General features: G+C 70.8%; 12 protein-coding genes. 6 read left to right on the top strand and 6 right to left on the bottom strand.

Annotation, left to right across the window (positions count from 1 at the left end; translation table 11 throughout):
• Positions 1-463: 463 nt before the first annotated feature.
• From BN2660_RS09955 to BN2660_RS09940, 4 genes are read left to right on the top strand one after another with little or no spacing between them, the layout of a single operon-like run.
• A complete protein-coding gene (locus BN2660_RS09955; protein WP_091231064.1) occupies positions 464-2,614 on the top strand; it encodes a sigma-70 family RNA polymerase sigma factor in 2,151 nt (716 codons plus the stop codon).
• Between the two features lie 29 nt (positions 2,615-2,643).
• Positions 2,644-3,015 carry a YrdB family protein gene (locus BN2660_RS09950; RefSeq protein WP_091231060.1) on the top strand — a complete coding sequence of 124 codons (372 nt, stop codon included), beginning with the start codon at positions 2,644-2,646 and terminating at the stop codon, positions 3,013-3,015.
• Entirely contained in the window at positions 3,012-4,376 is a 1,365-nt protein-coding gene (locus BN2660_RS09945; protein ID WP_091231057.1) for an FAD-binding oxidoreductase, read from the top strand. The genes BN2660_RS09950 and BN2660_RS09945 overlap by 4 nt, the downstream gene beginning before the upstream one ends.
• On the top strand, positions 4,369-4,776 hold the full coding sequence (locus BN2660_RS09940) for an NUDIX hydrolase (protein WP_091231054.1): 408 nt from the start codon (positions 4,369-4,371) through the stop codon (positions 4,774-4,776). The genes BN2660_RS09945 and BN2660_RS09940 overlap by 8 nt, the downstream gene beginning before the upstream one ends.
• 30 nt (positions 4,777-4,806) lie before the next feature.
• On the opposite strand, the gene nagB is transcribed toward BN2660_RS09940, so the two are convergent.
• The 5 genes from nagB to BN2660_RS09915 all read right to left on the bottom strand — a co-directional run bounded on the left by nagB (position 4,807) and on the right by BN2660_RS09915 (position 12,314).
• Entirely contained in the window at positions 4,807-5,586 is a 780-nt protein-coding gene (nagB, locus tag BN2660_RS09935; RefSeq protein ID WP_091231052.1) for a glucosamine-6-phosphate deaminase, read from the bottom strand.
• Positions 5,579-6,544 (bottom strand): ROK family protein, encoded by a 966-nt coding sequence (locus BN2660_RS09930; RefSeq protein WP_176697158.1) that lies wholly within the window; start codon positions 6,542-6,544, stop codon positions 5,579-5,581. The genes nagB and BN2660_RS09930 overlap by 8 nt, the downstream gene beginning before the upstream one ends.
• Positions 6,545-6,584: 40 nt before the next feature.
• Positions 6,585-7,742 carry an ROK family transcriptional regulator gene (locus BN2660_RS09925; RefSeq protein WP_255305111.1) on the bottom strand — a complete coding sequence of 386 codons (1,158 nt, stop codon included), beginning with the start codon at positions 7,740-7,742 and terminating at the stop codon, positions 6,585-6,587.
• A 109-nt stretch (positions 7,743-7,851) separates the two neighbouring features.
• On the bottom strand, positions 7,852-11,106 hold the full coding sequence (locus BN2660_RS09920) for a family 20 glycosylhydrolase (RefSeq protein WP_091231043.1): 3,255 nt from the start codon (positions 11,104-11,106) through the stop codon (positions 7,852-7,854).
• Positions 11,097-12,314, bottom strand: coding sequence for an alanine racemase (locus BN2660_RS09915; RefSeq protein WP_255305110.1), 1,218 nt, complete (start codon positions 12,312-12,314; stop codon positions 11,097-11,099). The genes BN2660_RS09920 and BN2660_RS09915 overlap by 10 nt, the downstream gene beginning before the upstream one ends.
• 25 nt (positions 12,315-12,339) lie before the next feature.
• Here BN2660_RS09915 and BN2660_RS09910 point away from each other — a divergent pair, with 25 nt between their 5' ends.
• Both BN2660_RS09910 and BN2660_RS09905 read left to right on the top strand, forming a co-directional pair.
• On the top strand, positions 12,340-12,747 hold the full coding sequence (locus BN2660_RS09910) for a RidA family protein (RefSeq protein WP_091231040.1): 408 nt from the start codon (positions 12,340-12,342) through the stop codon (positions 12,745-12,747).
• Positions 12,748-12,879: 132 nt separating this feature from the next.
• Complete coding sequence (locus BN2660_RS09905) at positions 12,880-14,394, top strand: L,D-transpeptidase family protein (RefSeq protein ID WP_255305109.1); 1,515 nt, start codon at positions 12,880-12,882, stop codon at positions 14,392-14,394.
• A 112-nt stretch (positions 14,395-14,506) separates the two neighbouring features.
• Here BN2660_RS09905 and BN2660_RS09900 read toward each other — a convergent pair whose 3' ends face one another.
• Positions 14,507-16,726 carry an NADP-dependent isocitrate dehydrogenase gene (locus BN2660_RS09900; protein WP_091231037.1) on the bottom strand — a complete coding sequence of 740 codons (2,220 nt, stop codon included), beginning with the start codon at positions 16,724-16,726 and terminating at the stop codon, positions 14,507-14,509.
• Between the last annotated feature and the right edge of the window lie 59 nt (positions 16,727-16,785).

The raw sequence follows: 16,785 nt of genomic DNA, 5'->3' as shown, positions 1-16,785 counted from the left end.
CTGAGCGTCGCGCAGCCCTGCGGTCTCCGGCCCTCCGCATACGAGGGGAGGGGCCGTCGTTCCCCAGATCGACGGCCCCTCCACTGTTCCCCCCCGTGACGAGAACCGGCGGGCCGGGAACTCCTCCCCCGAGGCGCCCGACCCGCCATGCCGGTGCATTGCCCTTCGCACCAGCGCCTGAGCTCCGCCCCCCCGGTGGAGCTCGATGGCTGTCTCTACGTGATGAGACGACGCAGCGGGCCATTCATTACGCGACTTCTCAGATCTTTTTCGACGTTCTTCCCCGCTTCCGAAGAAAGCCCGGATGATCGGCGATTTCGCTCGCCGCGCGCATCGGCTCATCCGTTCTCGAATCGGGGTGGCGAGGCTGGGAGATTGGAGGGAGAATGGAGGGGACGCGTGATGAAGAACGGTTTCACGCGTCTCTTCATGTGGAGGCGCATCCGCACTCCACGACAGATGGATGACAGTGGACCACGACAGCACATCGAACGAAGCCTCGATCGCAGACGCCGATCTCGTCCTGCGCACCCGCTCGGGTGACGCGGAGGCCTTCGCCGAACTCTGGAGACGTCACTATCCCTCGGGCATGTCCGTCGCGCGATCCATCACGTCGACGATCGATCCGGACGACCTGGTCCAGGAGTCCTATACCCGCATCTACCAGGCGATCATCAAGGGCGGCGGGCCCAACGGCTCGTTCCGCGCCTACCTCTTCACCAGCATCCGCAACACCGCCGCCGCGTGGGGGCGCTCGCGCCGCGAATCCGCGATCGACGAGCTCGACACGGTCGCCGACCCCGACAGCACCGAGCAGGCCGCGAACGAGGCACTCGACCGCAGCCTCACCGCTCAGGCCTTCCGCAGCCTGCCCTCCCGCTGGCAGGAGGTGCTCTGGTACACCGAGATCGAGCAGATGAAGCCGCAGGAGACGGCGCCCCTCCTCGGCATGAAGGCCGGAGCCGTCTCGCAGCTCGCCTTCCGTGCGCGGGAGGGGCTGCGCGAGGCGTGGATCCAGGCGCACCTGCGCAGCGCAGCGCCCGGCTCCGACTGCCAGTGGACCATCGAGCACCTAGGGGCGTACTCGCGCGGCAACCTCAGCACCCGCGATCACCGGCGACTCGAACTGCACCTCGAGGACTGCGCGCGATGCATGATCGTCGCGGCCGAGGCGAAAGACGTGTCGAAGAGGCTCGCGCTCGTGCTGCTCCCACTCGTACTGGGTGTCGGCGGCTCCGCCGGATACCTCGCCACACTGCAGGGTGGCGGAGCGCCGATCGTCGCCCTCGCCGCCATGCCGTCCGCGGTCACGCACGGTGCGGTCGTGGTCGGCGACGGCGGCGTGGGAGCTGCCGGCGGTGCCGGAGCAGGAGCATCCGTCGGCGCGACCGGTGGAGCGGCGAGCGGCGCAGTGGGCGGCGGGATCCTGAGCGGCATGGGCGCACTCGTCGGTGCGGGCTCAGCGGCCCTGGTCGTGGCCGGCGTCGTCGCCGCGGCGACCATCATCCCGAGCCTCACGGGAGGCAGCCCGGCGGCCTCGCTGCCGAGCGCCGGAGACAGCGACTCCTCGATCAGTGCCGATGTCGGCCCGGACGCATCGATGTCGGCAGACGAGAAGACCCTCCTCGAGCAGTCGGACGACGAATCCGACCGAGAGGACGATCCGGACGAGCCTCCCTTCGCGCCGCCGCCCGTCGACGAGCCCGCCGACGAGGAAGCGCCCGTGGCCGCCGCTCCGACGGCTCCCGCGACTCCGGTGACTCCGCCGCAGCCGATCGAGCCGGAGGTTCCGGACACCGAGGACCCCGGCGAGACGCCCGGAGGCGAAACCCCCGGAGGCGAGACGCCCGGCGGCGAGACGCCCGGCGGCGAGACCCCCGGCGGCGAGACGCCCGGTGGCGAGACCCCCGGCGGCGAGACCCCCGGCGGCGAAACCCCCGGCGGCGAAACCCCCGGCGGCGAGACACCCGGTCTTCCCGAGGGCGCCCCGACGTTCTCTCCTGCGTCTGTCGAGATCGTCATCGGCGGCGATCTCGTGACCACTCACTACATCGTCCCGGTGTCCGGCGTCGCCGGCGCCACGGTGAGCTCGACGATCGCCGGCAGCTCCGGCGGCAACGGCACGGCCGTCCTCGCCGCGTCCGACGAGAACCCCGCGGTGGGATCCGGATTCATCGACCTCCGTCCGACGCTGCAGCAGATCTGCGCCGACGCTCCCGTCGAGTTCTTCTATGTCGCAGCCGGCGAGACCGGCGCCCCGGCGACGACGACCCTCCGGCAGCTGAACGACTTCGATCCGAGCCTGCTGTGCCTGCTGCTCGCCGACCCCGCCTCCGGCGCGGAGGCGGACGACGCGGTTCCCGACGACGCAATGGTCTCGGCCCCGCCCGCTGCCCCGGCCAGCGAGGCGCCCGCGCCCGTCGAGGAGACCGCTCCCACCGAGGACGCCGCACCGGTCGCACCCGCACCGGTCGCACCCGCACCGGTCGCACCTGCACCGGTCGCACCTGCACCCGTCGCAGAGCCCGCGCCGGCCGTGCCCGCTCCCACCGCACCGCCGGTTCTCACGGAGCAGCCCGAGGCCGTCGTCGACGCCTCCGCTCCCCTGCTCTGAGGCCCGACAGCGGCGAATAGACTGGATCCATGTCCCCGGATCCTGCACCTGTCCCCGGCGTCGACCGCCCGAACCTCACCGCTCTCGACGTCGTCCGCTCGATCGTCCTGGTCATCGCTGTCGGCACCCTCGCGCTGTGGGGCTTCGCGACCTGGCCGCTGCCGTGGAACATCGTCCTGGGCATCGGCGCACCCGTGATCGTCATCCTGATCTGGGCTCTCTTCCTCTCGCCGCGCCCCGTGCTGCGCCTGCACCCGTTCCTGCGTGCGGCCGTCGAGCTGCTCATCTACGTCGGCGTGACGATCGCCTGGTGGCTGATGGACCAGCCGTTCATCGGAATCGCCTTCGCCGTGGTCGCCGTCGGCACCGGCGTGGTGAGCGGACGGCGTCGCATCGCATGACCGCGCTCGACCAGCTGATCACCGCCCTGGGTGCGCTCGTCGACACCGATCCCGCGTCGCTCGACGAGGCGCGCGCCGACCAGTCCGGCCACGCGGCTCCCGGTCGCCCTCTGGCCGTCGTGCATGCCGAGACCGTCGAGCACGTGCAGACCGTGATGCGGATCGCCACCGAGACGCGCACCCCCGTTGTCGTGCGCGGCGCCGGGACGGGCCTTGCCGGTGCAGCCAACGGCGGCGACGGCGAGATCGTGCTGTCCACCCGACGCATGACCGCCATCCGCGAGATCAGAGCCGACGACCTGCTCGCCGTCGTCGAGCCGGGCATCCTCAACGCCGACCTCAACGAGGTGCTCGCCGAGCACGGCCTCTGGTGGGCTCCGGACCCCGCCAGCCGTGCGATCTCGACCGTCGGCGGCAACATCGCCACGGGCGCCGGCGGCCTCCTCTGCGCCAAGTACGGAGTGGTGCGCGACGCCGTGCTGGGTGTCGACCTCGTGCTGGCGGACGGACGTCTGCTCCACCTCGGCCACCGCAGCGTGAAGGGAGTGACGGGCCTCGACCTCACCTCGCTGGTGATCGGGTCGGAGGGGACTCTCGGCGTCGTGGTGGGTGCGACGCTCAAGCTCCGGCGGCTCCCAGAGGGTACGACGTGCACCCTCACCGCGACCTTCCCCGACGTCCGCGCCGCCGCCGCCGCATCCGCCGCCGTCACGGCCTCCGGAGTGCAGCCGGCGATCATGGAGCTCATGGATGCGGCGAGCCTCGCTGCCGTCGCCACCATGCTCCAGCTGCCCCTCCCGCAGCCGGGCACGGCGCAGCTGACGATCCAGACCGACGGCCCGGGCTCCGTGACGGAGGCCACCACGATCGCCGCGATCCTCACGGCGCACCACGGCGACACCCAGGTCTCGCACGATCGCGAAGAGGGCGAACGTCTGCTCGCGATCCGCCGTGCCATGCACCCTGCCATGGCGCTCCTGGGTACAACCCTGATCGAGGACGTCTCGGTGCCGCGCAGTGCGATGCCCGCGATGTTCGACGAGATCGCCCGCATCGAGCAGGCGTACGCGATGACGATCCCGACGGTCGCTCACGCGGGCGACGGCAACCTGCACCCCAACTTCATCTTCGAAGGCACCGAGCCGCCCGCGCACATCTGGGCGGCCGCCGACGAGCTCTTCCGGGCGGCGATCGCACTGGGCGGCACACTGACCGGCGAGCACGGCATCGGCACCCTGAAGAGCCGCTGGCTGGCCGACGAGCTCGGAGACGATCAGTGGGAGCTGCAGCGGCAGATCACCCGGGTCTTCGATCCCCTCGGCATCCTCAACCCCGGCAAGGTGTTCGCAGCGGATGCCTGACATCCACGTCAGCGCCGCCGTCATCGTCGACGACGCAGGTCGGGTGCTCGTGGTGCGCAAGCACGGCACCACGAGGTTCATGCAGCCCGGGGGCAAGCCGGAGCCCGACGAGACCCCGTCGCAGACGCTGATCCGCGAACTCCACGAGGAGCTCGGACTGCAGCTCGACGAGGGAGACCTCGAACCGCTCGGCACATTCGTCTCCGAGGCTGCGAACGAGCCGGGTCACCGCGTCGTCGCCGAGGCGTTCTCCGTCTCGATCGCGTCCGCCGAGGTCGCGGTGCAGGCCGAGCTCGCCGAGCTGAGGTGGATCACGCCCGCGGATGCCGAGACGCTCCCCCTCGCCCCTCTGAGCGTCGAGCACCTGCTGCCGCTGGCGTGGCCGGTCGCCGACCGCTGAGGTCGGGACCGGGCACAGCCCCAGTGGGGGTCAGATGCCCTGCCAGGCCGGCTTGTTCGCGTAGGTGTAGCGGTAGTAGTCGGCGAGCTTCAGTCGCGACGCGGCCGCCTCGTCGACGACGACCGTCGCATGCGGGTGCAGCTGGATGGCCGAGCCGGGCAGGATCGCCGACAGCGGGCCCTCCACGGCATCCGCCACGGCCTGCGCCTTGCCTTCGCCGAAGGCGAGGAGCACGAGGTGGCGTGCGCGGAGGATCGTGCCGAGACCCTGCGTGATGCAGTGCCGCGGGACGTCGTCGATGGAGTCGAAGAAGCGGGCGTTGTCCTCACGGGTCTGCTCGGTGAGCGTCTTCACGCGCGTGCGGGAGGCGAAGGACGAACCCGGCTCGTTGAAGCCGATGTGGCCGTCGGTGCCGATGCCGAGGATCTGCAGGTCGACGCCGCCCGCGCCGTCGATGGCCGCCTCGTAGTCGTCACCCGCGTGCTGGATGGTCTCCTGCGCTCCGTTGGGCACATGGATGCGCCGCGGGTCGAGGCCGAGGGGCTCGACGACCTCGCGGGTGATGACGGAGCGGTAGCTCTCGGGGTGGGCGGGGTCGAGGCCGACGTACTCGTCGAGTGCGAAGCCGCGCACCTGCGAGACGTCCCGGCCGGCGAGACGGGCGCGCAGCGCCTGGTACACCGGCAGCGGGGTCGACCCCGTGGCCAGACCGAGCACCGCATCCGGGCGCCCGTCGATCAGCTCGACGATCTCGGCGGCGACCAGCGCGCCCGCCGCATCGGAGTTCTCGACGATCACGACTTCAGCCATGGGGGACTATCTCCTTCGAGGGGGTGGTTGCGCCGACGATCGCCGCGCCGAATGCCGCGGCGGGCGATCCGTCCGGAAGCAGTTCGATTCTGTCATCGAGCTGCAGCGACCGCATGAACGGTGACGCTTCGGCTCCGGTACGCAGAGCTCCGCGGATGCCGGTGAACAGCCTGTCGCCCAGCGCCGTGAGGCCGCCGCCGATGATCACGCGCTCGACATCCGCCGACAGCACGAGCGCGCGCACCGCGGCAGCGGCTCCGTGGAAGAGGTCTGCGCGCAGAGCCGTGGCCGTCGGGTCGCCGCTCTCGGCGGCATCGAGGATGTCCCGCACGGGCAGCGCGCCGGGGCGACCCCAGGCCCGCGCGAGCGCCCCGCCGCCGCAGAAGGTCTCGATGCAGCCGCGCTGTCCGCATCCGCAGACCCGACCGTTCGGGTCGACCGAGAGATGTCCGACCTCGCCCGCGGTGCCGCGCGACCCGCGCCAGATCGCGCCGTCGACGACGATGCCGGCGGCGACACCGGTGCCGAGGTTGAGGTACGCCATGGAGCCCTCGATGCCGCGCAGAGCGGCGGCGCCGAGTGCCGCCGCCTTGACGTCGTTCTCGACCCTGACCGGCGCACCGACGATCGCAGAGGCCCGCTCCGAGAGGTCGAGCGACTCGACCCCGAGGTTGACCGCATGCAGCACGCGTCCGGTGTCCGCGTCGACGAGACCGGGGATGCCGACACCGACCGTTCCCACGGCCGTCGAGGCGAAACCGCCGTCGACGGCGAGGTCGGTGATCACGTCGACGATGCTCGCGACGACGGCGTCCTCTCCCCAGCCCGTCGGGCGGCGTCGGCGGGCGATGATGTCCCCCGACGGGTCCACGGCGACGGCGTCGATCTTGGTGCCACCGACGTCGAGGCCCACACGTATCGGCCGACCGGCGAGGTCGGCGGTCATCGCATCCGTCATCGGATGGTGCTCCTGCACGTCTCGTTCCCTGATCCGCAGATCACGAGACGCCCAGCTGGCCGGACAGCACCATGACGGCGGTGCCGCGCAGCACGATGTCGTCCTGGTGGGTGCGACGGATGAGGGCGTCTTCGAAGACCCCCTCGAGTGTGCGGGCGTGCAGCGTCTCGACGGCGGCGTCGATCAGGACGCCGTCGAGGAGGTCGGCCGGGCCCGAGAGAACCACTTCGGAGAGGTCGAGGGCTGCCACGATCGGAGCGATGGCGATGGCCATCCGGGTACCGGCGTCGCGGAGGATGTCGTCGCGGTCGTCCGGTGCCGCGTCGATCGCGGGCCGCAGCCGCGTCTCGCTGAGCCATGCCTCGAGGCAGCCGTCCTTGCCGCACGCGCAGCGGGGTCCGCCGTCGGTGCCGACCACGACGTGGCCGATCTCGCCCGCGGCGAAGCGACTGCCGACGAGAGGCTGGCTGCCGGTGATGAGACCCGCACCCACACCGCGTCCGATCCGGATGAGCATGAAGTCCGCTTTGGCGTCGCCGAAGGTGTACTCGGCGAGCACCGCCGCATTCGCGTCGTTGCGCACCAGCACCGGAAGGTCGAGGTCGACCCCGAGCTTGGCCTCGAGAGGCAGATCCGACCATCCCAGGTTGGGCGAGCTGAGCACCATGCCGTCGGGTCGCACGACACCCGGTGTGCCGATGCCCACCCCGAGCACGGGCTGCGATGCGGTCTGCACCAGCGCACGCGCGAGTTCGAGGGTCGCTGCGTACGCGGCGTCGCCGTCGGGGGTCTCGGGTCGCGGCACCTCGCGGCGCTCCAGGACATCGCCGTCGAGGCTGAGCAGCGCTCCGACGAAGGCTCTCGGCCCCGACAGGTCGATGCCGATGATCTGGTGCCCCACGCGGTCGATGTCGATGAGGATCGGCGGCTTGCCCGGTCCCACCGTCTCGCGGACGCCCATCTCGATGACGATGCCGTCGGCGATGAACTCGGCCACGAGATCCGAGATCGTGACCCTCGTGAGGCCGGTCTCCCGAGAGAGGTCGGCGCGGCTCATCGCCCCGGAGTGGTAGAGAGTCTGCAGCACGAGCGCGCGGTTGTGCCCGCGCGCGTGCTCGGGAAGCACCTTCGAGCGCGAGCGCAGGTGGCGTCCCGGGCCGAAGGCGTGGGCGCTCCCCCCGGCGTACTCCGACGCCATCGATGGAGCGTGATCACCCGAAACGGACATGTTTGTTAGTAGACCTTACGAACAAAAATTCTGCAACCCCCGCCCGGTGTGGTACCGGGAGGGTTACCGAAACGTTACATTACTCTCCGAGCCGCTCGTCGGCGGCGTCCGATCGAGCGATCAGAAAGGCCACGAGGCCCGCCACGATCTCCTCGCGCGCCTCGCGCGTCATCGGCTTTCCCGGCACTCCCGGACGACGCTGTGAGGGCGTCGGTCCGTCCAGAGGACGATACCGCACCCCCGACGCCGCGAGCCGACGGAGGTGCGTCGGCAGACGCCGTCCGAAGTCCTCGAACGGTCCGGGCTCGCCCCCGTCCCACAGCCGCTCGGCGATCGCCGCGAGCCGGGGGAAGAGCGCGAAGTCGAGGCGATCCCTCGTGGGAAGATGCTCGGTCCACACGTTCGCCTGGCCGCCCGCCGCGCCCTCCTCGACCCGCAGCGAGTAGGCCCGCTCGATGGTGAGAGGCGGCCCGACCCGGATCGGCTCCTCCGCCGAGTCGGACTGCGGGTAGTCGAGGTACACCTCGAGATCGGGACACGCGACGACGGGGATGCCGCGCCGCAGCGCCTCACGGATGGCCACCGGCCCGCGCCAGGCGAGGATGCTCACCCCTTCGGGGACGTCACCCTCGAGAACCTCGTCCCAGGCGAGAGCGACGCGCCCGTGCGCCCGCACGGCGGCGACGAACTGCGCCGTGAACCAGGGCTGCACGTCGTGCGGCGATTCGACGCCCCACTCCCGCATCCGCTCGGCCGCCGCCGGGCTCTCGGACCACTCGGTCACCGGGACCTCGTCGCCGCCGATCCCGATCCACGGCGAGTCGAAGAGATCGCACAGCGCCGCGATCGCCGCCCTCCCGAACTCGAGCGATTCCTCCGTCGGAGCGAGCGTTCGGGGGTTCACGCCGAAGCGCTCCCACGGGGTCGTGACAGGCTCCCCCACATCCGTGTTGCCGAGAACCGGGTAGGCGGCGAGCGCCGCCTGCACGTGTCCGGGGAGCTCGACCTCCGGCACGATCGTGATGAAGCGCTCCGCCGCGTACCGGACGAGGTCGCGCAGCTCGGCATCCGTGTAGTGCCCCTCGTGCACCCCCGGTTCGACGGTGGCGAGCGGCCCGTGTCCGAGCTGGGTGGCCTCCCGGCGCGCGCCCATCTCGGTGAGCCGCGGATACCCGGGCACCTCGAAACGCCAGCCCTGGTCGTCGGTGAGGTGCAGGTGCAGCACGCTGAGGTGGTGGTCGGCCAGCTGGTCTAAGAGACGACGTACGTCCTCGGCCGGGCGGAAGTGCCGGGCGACGTCGAGCATCGCGCCCCGCCACGCGTAGGCGGGCGCCCCCTCCCAGACTCCGGCGGGGATGCGGTGCCGCTCGGCGCTCGGGTCGCGGAGCTGACGGAGCACGGTGACGCCGCGGAAGACGCCGGCCGGCGCGGCGCCGGAGACCTCGACTCCGTCGGCGGACACGACGACCCGGAAGGCCTCGTCGACGACCCGGCCGCGGGCGAACGGCTCGGCGCCGAGCGATTCGTCGAGCCGCAGGGTGATCGCAGGGGTCGAGTCGTCCCGCGAGGCCTTCGCCCCGAGGCGCGCCGCGCTCGTGGCGAGCGCCGCCGGCGCGGAGACCGGTGTGTTCTCGGTCCAGACGAACGGCGGCGCAGACGGGTCGATGAGCGAGTGCGCCCGGGGAACCGTCGCACGATGAGCCGGCGGAGGCATGCGCAGTGCGCGACCGGGCGTCGCACCCGTCACCTCGCCGGCGGCCACGACCGGCACTCCCCCGACGAGCACCTCGATCACACCCCGCGGAGCCTCGAGCGGCGCGTCGAAGGTCGCTCCGGCGTCGATCGTGTCGGGGTCGAACAGCACGAGATCGGCCGCAGCACCCTCTCTGATCACGCCCCGCGGCGCATCGCCGCGGTCGAGTCCCAGCCGCGCAGCGGGCGTTCCCGAGAGGTGCCGGACTGCGTCCTCGAGGGACAGCACTCCGAGTTCCCGCACGTAGTGCCCGAGGTACCGCGGAAACGTGCCTCGGCCTCGGGGATGCGGCCTGGCGCCGATCAGGATCCCGTCGCTGCCGCCGCTGTGCCGCGGGTGGCGCATGATCGCCCGGACGTTGTCCTCGTCGCCGATGTGCATGAGGATGCCGGTCGCACCGGCATCCGCGACGATCGTGTCGAGCACCACGTCGACCGCCCGACGCCCCGACGTCTCGGCGATCTCCGCCACCGTCCGGCCGACGAGCGCCGCGAGAGACGGATTCCTCGTGCCCGCGATCTGGATGGCCGACCAGTCCGCGCGTTCGCCGTGGAATCCGTCGCACCCGATGTCCTCGAGCTCGACGCGCACGGCTTCTCGCCCGTCGGCGTCCAGGGCGGCGATCGCGGCGATGAGGTCCCCGCCCTCCGAGAGCCGGCTGGGCAGCAGCGCAGCGAGCGTGGTCGCGCCGGGGAGATAGGGGTACGTGTCGAGGGTCACGTCCACGCCGTCGGCGAGCGCATCGTCGACGAGCGCCAACAGCTCGGCGGCGCGGCCGCGATTCGGCGCGAAGTTCATCGTCGCGTGGGTGAGGTGGATGGGGCACCCCGTCCGGCGCCCGATGTCCAGCGCCTCCCGGTACGCGTCGAGGGCCGAGCCGCCGTAGCTGCGCGTGTGCGGCGCCCAGTATCCGCCGCGCTCGGCGACGACCCGGCACAGCGCCTCCAGCTCCGCCGTGTCGGCGTACATGCCCGGCGTGTAGGTGAGCCCGCTGGACATGCCGAAGGCTCCCGCGTCCAGCGCGTCGCCGAGCAGCGTCGACATCGCGTCGATCTCCTCGGCGGTGGCGCGACGGTTCTCGTGTCCCACGACGATCATGCGGAGGTTGCCCTGCGGCACGAGCAGTGCGGCGTTCGCGGCGGCCGCATCGTCGATCGCGGCGAGAAGGTCGTCCATCGTCCGCCACGGCACGTCCACCGGCATGCCGTTCCAGCCCGCGATCTGCGCGGGGATGACCGCTGCCGACGCGTCGTCGAGGGGCGCGTACCCGAGCCCGTCCTGCCCGAGCACCTCGGTCGTGACACCCTGGCGGATCTTCGCGTCGTGCGCGGCCCCCTGCAGAACCGCGAGCTCGCTGTGCGCGTGCATGTCGATGAAGCCCGGTGCGAGCACGAGTCCCGACGCCTCGATCTCGACCGCGCCCTCGGGGAGCTCGAACGCGACGCCGTCGGCACCCCGGGTCACCCCCACCACCCGCGCACCCTCGACGGCGACGTCGGCGACGAAGCGGGCGGCGCCGGTCCCGTCGACGACGGTCGCGCGACGGTAGACCCTGACCGGCTTCTCGGTACTCAGAAGCACGTCGCCACCGCCCCGATCACGCGCGGGTCGGCCGCATCGGGGTCGTCGATGATCGCGACCACGCGCCACTTGTCGAATGCGGTGCACGGGTGTGACAGCCCCAGGCGCACCACGTCGCCCGGCTCGACCGTCGCACCGGGGGCGAGGGTCAGGAAGGCATGCTGGTCGTTCAGCGCGGTGATCGCACCGTCGACCGACTGCGGCACCGGCAGGTCGATGTCGAAGGGAACGTCCCGACGACCGGCGTCGAGCAGCGCCAGACCCTCTTCGGGCTGCGAGACGACGCGAGCCCAGGCGTGCATCGCCGAGCGGAGCGGTGCGGTGCCGGTGAGCGGGCCGAACGGGGACATGCGCGAGTAGAACCCGTCGTCGTGGATCTGGAACGCCCCCGATCGCAGCACGACGTCGTTCTGCTCGCGGTGGGGCGAGAGCACGGCAGCCGCGCGGTCGGGGAACGAGCTTCCTCCGGCGCTCAGCACGGGGCGGATGCCGTCGGTGTAGTCGAGCCGCGAGTGCAGCTCCACGAGGGTCTCCAGGTAGGCGTCGACGGCCTCGACGGAGGAGTCGCTCCGATCCGGGCCGAAGGGCCCCTCGTAGCCGGTGACCCCCGCGAGCCGCAGTCCCGGGGCGGCGGCGATCGCCGCAGCTATCGCTTCGCCCTCCTCGAGACTGCGGGCGCCGGTGCGTCCGCCCATGCCGCCGAGCTCGACCAGCACGTCGAGAGGACGCTCCGCGTCGACCAGCGCCTCTGCGAGTATCCGCACCGTGGCGGTCGAGTCCGCCCAGCAGAGGATCCGCAGCCCCTCGTCGGCCGACAGGAGATCGCCGAGACGACGGGCCGCCGCCGCATCCGTGACCGCGTTGGCGATGAGCACGGTCGGGACGCCGACGGAGACGGCGAACTCCGCCTGCCAGGGCGTCGCGACCGAGATGCCCCACGCGCCCGCATCGAGGAGCCGCTGCCAGAGCGCCGGCGCCATCGTCGTCTTCCCGTGCGGCGCGAGCAGCACGCCCTGACGCCGGGCCCACTCGAACACGGTTGCCTCGTTGTGGGCGAGCGCCGCCTCGTGCACCGTGAGCACCGGCGTCGCGAGGTCGGACAGACGCAGACCGGCCTGCGGCACCTCCGAGAGCGCGAGTCCGGCGGCGTGCGCGGGGAAGCCCTTCGTCCAGCTGCCGATGACGGGATCCGGGATTTGTAGAGGCATCTAACAAGGCTACTAGGCTGTCGGTATGACTGCGAAGATCCGTGTCTCGACCGACGCCGCCCCCGCCCCCGCCCACACCTTCTCACAGGGTGTGCGCAAGGGCCCGATCGTCCAGGTCTCGGGTCAGGGCCCGGTCGACCCCGTGACGAGCGAGTATCTCTTCCCCGGCGACGTGGCCGCGCAGACCACCCGCACGCTCGAGAACGTCAAGGCGATCGTCGAGGCGTCGGGAGCGACGTTCGACGACGTCGTCATGCTGCGCGTCTACCTGACCAAGCGCGAGGACTTCCCGATCATGAACGACGCCTATGGCGCCTTCGTCACCGCCCACACCTCGGGCGACGTGCTGCCGGCCCGCACGACGGTCTTCACCGGCCTCCCCCGCGAGGAGATGCTCGTCGAGATCGACGGTCTCGCGGTGGTCTCCGACTGACCGGGCAGCCGGCCCCGAGCGGTCGGTGCGGCGTCCTGCGCGCGTGATATCACGACCGTTGCCTCTTCGTTACCTCCCATCCCGTACCATTGAGCGATATACAGGCCACGCGAGTACCGGGGGGTGAAGTTCGTGACCGATCTGATCGCAGCGCAGGACGCGAAGACCGAGAAGCTGACCGAGGCGAACGCCTCGGTCGACGTCGACGGGTCCGCGACCGCGCACTCTGACGGCGATGCACCCACCGAGGCGCTGCCTCCGGGCGACGGCGACCAGCCTCTCGCATGGGCCCCGATCGAGCCCACGCCGAAGAAGAAGCGTCTCGGACTCTGGATCGGGCTGGGCGTCGGAGCTGTCGTGATCGGCGCGGGTGCCGCATCGATGATCCTCATCGCGCCCGGTACCACCGTCGCCGGGATCCCCGTCGGATGGATGACCCCGGGCGCCGCGGCCGACGCCATCAGCGCACACGTCGCCGACACCGAGGTCACGTTGACCGGCGCGGGCGGCGACGTCGTGCTCACCGGCTCCCAGCTCGGCGCCGAGGTCGACGCGACCGCACTCGCCGACCAGGCCTTCGCAGAGCGACCGCTCTGGAACGTCACCGCCTGGATGGGCGACGCGGTTCCCGGCGACATCACCCTCGATCCGGCCACCGCCGACTCGGTTCTGCGCGATGCGGTCCCCTCGAGCTTCGTCGACCCCGTGAACGCGGGCGTGGTCTTCGACGCGGCGACCGGCGCGTACGTCATCACGCCATCCGAGACCGGCTCCGCCGTCGACGTCGACGCCCTCGGCGCCGCGCTCACCGACACGATCGCCGACGGAGGCCGGAGCCTGGAGTTCTCGGGCGACCCCGCCGAGGCGGCACCGGCGATCTCCGATGAGGACGCGACGGCCATGGCCGCATCCGTCAACACCATGCTCGGCTCGATCGGGTTCTACCTCGGCGAGGAGCGTACCGTTCCCGTCGACGCGGCGACGGCAGCCACCTGGTTCACCGTCGTCGACGACGGCGGTGAGCTCAAGATCGCCGCTGACCAGGCCGCGATTCAGGCGACCGTCGACGCTCTGCCCGCCGCGGTCGACCGCGCGCCCGTCAACGCGACGAACATCGTGAACTCGTCCGGAGAGATCCTCCGCGTCGAGACCGAGGGCGTCACCGGCCGGGCGATCAGCGACACCTCGAACCTCGCATCCGACGTGGCCGGCAAGCTCGAGGCCGGGGAGGGAATCTTCCCGATCGCGGTCACGGAGACCCCGTTCCAGTCCGTCAACCTCAAGCGCAACATCGTCGTCGACCTCAGCGCCCAGACCGCCACGGCCTACGAGAACGGCGCGGTGGTCAACTCCTGGAAGATCTCCTCGGGCAAGGCTGCGACGCCTACCGATGTCGGCAACTTCACGGTCTACGCCCACGTGCGCACCCAGACGATGAAGAGCCGCGAGCCCGACGGGTCGATCACCGAGACGCCGAACGTCCCCTGGGTCACCTACTTCAACGGGGACGAGGGTTTCCACGGCACCTACTGGCACAACGCCTTCGGGTCGCCGCGGAGCCACGGATGCGTGAACATGCCCATCGACGTCGCGAAGTACGTCTACAACTGGTCGCCGGTCGGCATGGAGGTCTCGGTCCAGTACTGACCGAGACGGTCCGGTACTGAATCTCTCGGTCCGGTACCGACTCCGCTCCCCCGCCGAGGCGGGATAGACGAAGGGGCCGGATGCTCTCGCATCCGGCCCCTTCGTCGTCGGTTCAGATCAGCGGGTCGACGATCCCGTTGAGCGTCGCGGACGGGCGCATGGCCTGGGCGACGAGCGCCTCGTCGGGACGGTAGTAGCCGCCGATCTCGACGGGCGTACCCTGCACCGCGTTCAGCTCTGCGACGATCGTGTCCTCGTTCTCCGCCAGCGCCGCGGCGATCGGCGAGAAGGCGGCAGCGAGTTCCGCGTCCTTCGACTGCGCAGTCAGCTCCTGAGCCCAGTACAGGCTCAGGTAGAAGTGGCTTCCGCGGTTGTCGATCGTGCCGAGCGCACGGCCCGGCGAGCGGTCCTCCTCGAGGAAGGTGCCCGTGGCGGCGTCGAGGGTCTCAGCGAGGACTCGGGCCTTCTCGTTCGCTGTCCGGTCCGCGAAGTGCTCCAGCGAGGCTGCGAGGGCGAAGAACTCCCCCAGCGAGTCCCAGCGGAGGTAGTTCTCCTCGACGAGCTGCTGCACGTGCTTCGGCGCCGAACCGCCGGCACCGGTCTCGAAGAGTCCGCCGCCCGCGAGCAGCGGGACGATCGAGAGCATCTTCGCGCTGGTGCCGACCTCGAGGATCGGGAACAGGTCCGTGAGGTAGTCGCGCAGCACGTTGCCCGTCACCGAGATGGTGTCGAGACCGTGGCGCATGCGCGCCAGCGTGTACCGCGTCGCCTCCTCGGGCGCGAGGATCGTGATGGTGAGGCCCTTGGTGTCGAGCGTCGCCAGGCCCTGGTGCACCTTCGCGATGATCTGCGCGTCGTGCGAGCGGTTCGCGTCGAGCCAGAACACCGCCGGCACGCCGGTCGCACGGGCACGGGAGACGGCGAGCTTCACCCAGTCCATGACAGGGATGTGCTTCGTCTGCGTCGCACGCCAGATGTCGCCGACCCCGACCTCGTGCTCGATCAGCACGGTGCCCTCGCTGTCGAGCACCTGCACGGTGCCGGCCGCGGCGATCTCGAAGGTCTTGTCGTGGCTGCCGTACTCCTCGGCCGCCTGAGCCATGAGACCGACGTTCGGCACGGTGCCGATCGTCGCGGGGTCGAGCGGACCGTTCGCGATGACGTCGTCGATGACGGCCTGGTAGACGCTCGCGTACGAGGAGTCCGGGATGACCGCGAGCGTGTCGGCCTCGCCGCCGTCCTTGCCCCAGAGCTTGCCTCCGTTGCGGACGAGAGCGGGCATCGACGCGTCGACGATCACGTCGCTCGGAACGTGCAGGTTCGTGATCCCCTTGTCCGAGTTCACGTAGGAGAGGCGCGGGCCCTCGTCGATCGCCTTCGAGAATGCGGCGGCGATCTCGTCGCCGCCGGCGATGTCGCCGAGCCCGGCGAGGATCGACCCGAGGCCGTCGTTCGGCGTGAGGCCCGCGGCGGCGAGCTGGTCGCCGTACTGCGCGAAGACGTCCGTGAAGAAGGCCTTCACGACGTGGCCGAAGATGATCGGGTCGCTGACCTTCATCATCGTGGCCTTGAGGTGCACCGAGTAGAGGATGTCGTCGGCCTTCGCCGTCTCGAGAGTCTCCGCGAGGAAGGTGTCGAGGTGCTGAGCCGACAGGAACGTCGCGTCGATGATCTCGCGCGGCAGGACCTTGAGTCCCTCCTTGAGGATCGTGACCGTGCCGTCGGCCGCCGTGTGGCGGAAGCTCAGCACGTCGTCGTGAGCGGCGACCCACGAGCGCTCGTTGCTCTTGAAGTCGTCGTGGCCCATCGTCGCGACCCTGGTCTTCGACCCCTCGGCGAACGGCTTGTTGCGGTGCGGGTGCTTCTTCGCGTAGTTCTTCACGGCGAGCGGCGCCCTGCGGTCGCTGTTGCCCTCGCGGAGCACGGGGTTGACCGCCGAGCCCTTGATGCGGTCGTAGCGCGCGCGGACGTCCTTCTCCTCGAGCGACGAGGGCTCGTCCGGGAAGTCCGGGATGTCGTACCCCTGCGCCTGCAGCTCGGCGATCGCGGCCTTGAGCTGCGGGATCGATGCCGAGATGTTCGGCAGCTTGATGATGTTCGCCTCGGGCAGGGTGGCGAGTCCGCCGAGCTCGGCCAGAGCGTCGCCGACCTGCTGCTCAGGGGTGAGCTTCTGCGGGAAGGCCGCGAGGATGCGTCCGCCCAGCGAGATGTCACGGGTCTCGACCTCGATGCCCGCCTGGCCGGTGTAGGCCTTGATGATGGGCAGGAAGGAAGCCGTGGCGAGAGCCGGAGCCTCGTCCGTGTAGGTGTAGATGATGGCGTCGTCGGTCACCAGGAGGTTCTCCGTTCGCGAGGGCAGATTTGTCTCGATACCAAGATACCTGAGCGCCT

This window comes from Microbacterium sp. 3J1 (genome assembly GCF_001049495.1).
Classification (GTDB): Bacteria; Actinomycetota; Actinomycetes; order Actinomycetales; family Microbacteriaceae; genus Microbacterium.
Note: the sequence above shows the minus strand (reverse complement) of the source record. Positions and strands in the feature narration are given on the sequence as shown.

Bases quoted from the DNA above. Each gene is read 5' to 3' on its own strand.
- BN2660_RS09955 (WP_091231064.1), top strand. From the start codon at position 464: ATGACAGTGGACCACGACAGCACATCGAACGAAGCCTCGATCGCAGAC.
- BN2660_RS09950 (WP_091231060.1), top strand. From the start codon at position 2,644: ATGTCCCCGGATCCTGCACCTGTCCCCGGCGTCGACCGCCCGAACCTC.
- BN2660_RS09945 (WP_091231057.1), top strand. From the start codon at position 3,012: ATGACCGCGCTCGACCAGCTGATCACCGCCCTGGGTGCGCTCGTCGAC.
- BN2660_RS09940 (WP_091231054.1), top strand. From the start codon at position 4,369: ATGCCTGACATCCACGTCAGCGCCGCCGTCATCGTCGACGACGCAGGT.
- nagB (WP_091231052.1), bottom strand. From the start codon at position 5,586: ATGGCTGAAGTCGTGATCGTCGAGAACTCCGATGCGGCGGGCGCGCTG.
- BN2660_RS09930 (WP_176697158.1), bottom strand. From the start codon at position 6,544: ATGACGGATGCGATGACCGCCGACCTCGCCGGTCGGCCGATACGTGTG.
- BN2660_RS09925 (WP_255305111.1), bottom strand. From the start codon at position 7,742: ATGGCGTCGGAGTACGCCGGGGGGAGCGCCCACGCCTTCGGCCCGGGA.
- BN2660_RS09915 (WP_255305110.1), bottom strand. From the start codon at position 12,314: ATGCCTCTACAAATCCCGGATCCCGTCATCGGCAGCTGGACGAAGGGC.
- BN2660_RS09910 (WP_091231040.1), top strand. From the start codon at position 12,340: ATGACTGCGAAGATCCGTGTCTCGACCGACGCCGCCCCCGCCCCCGCC.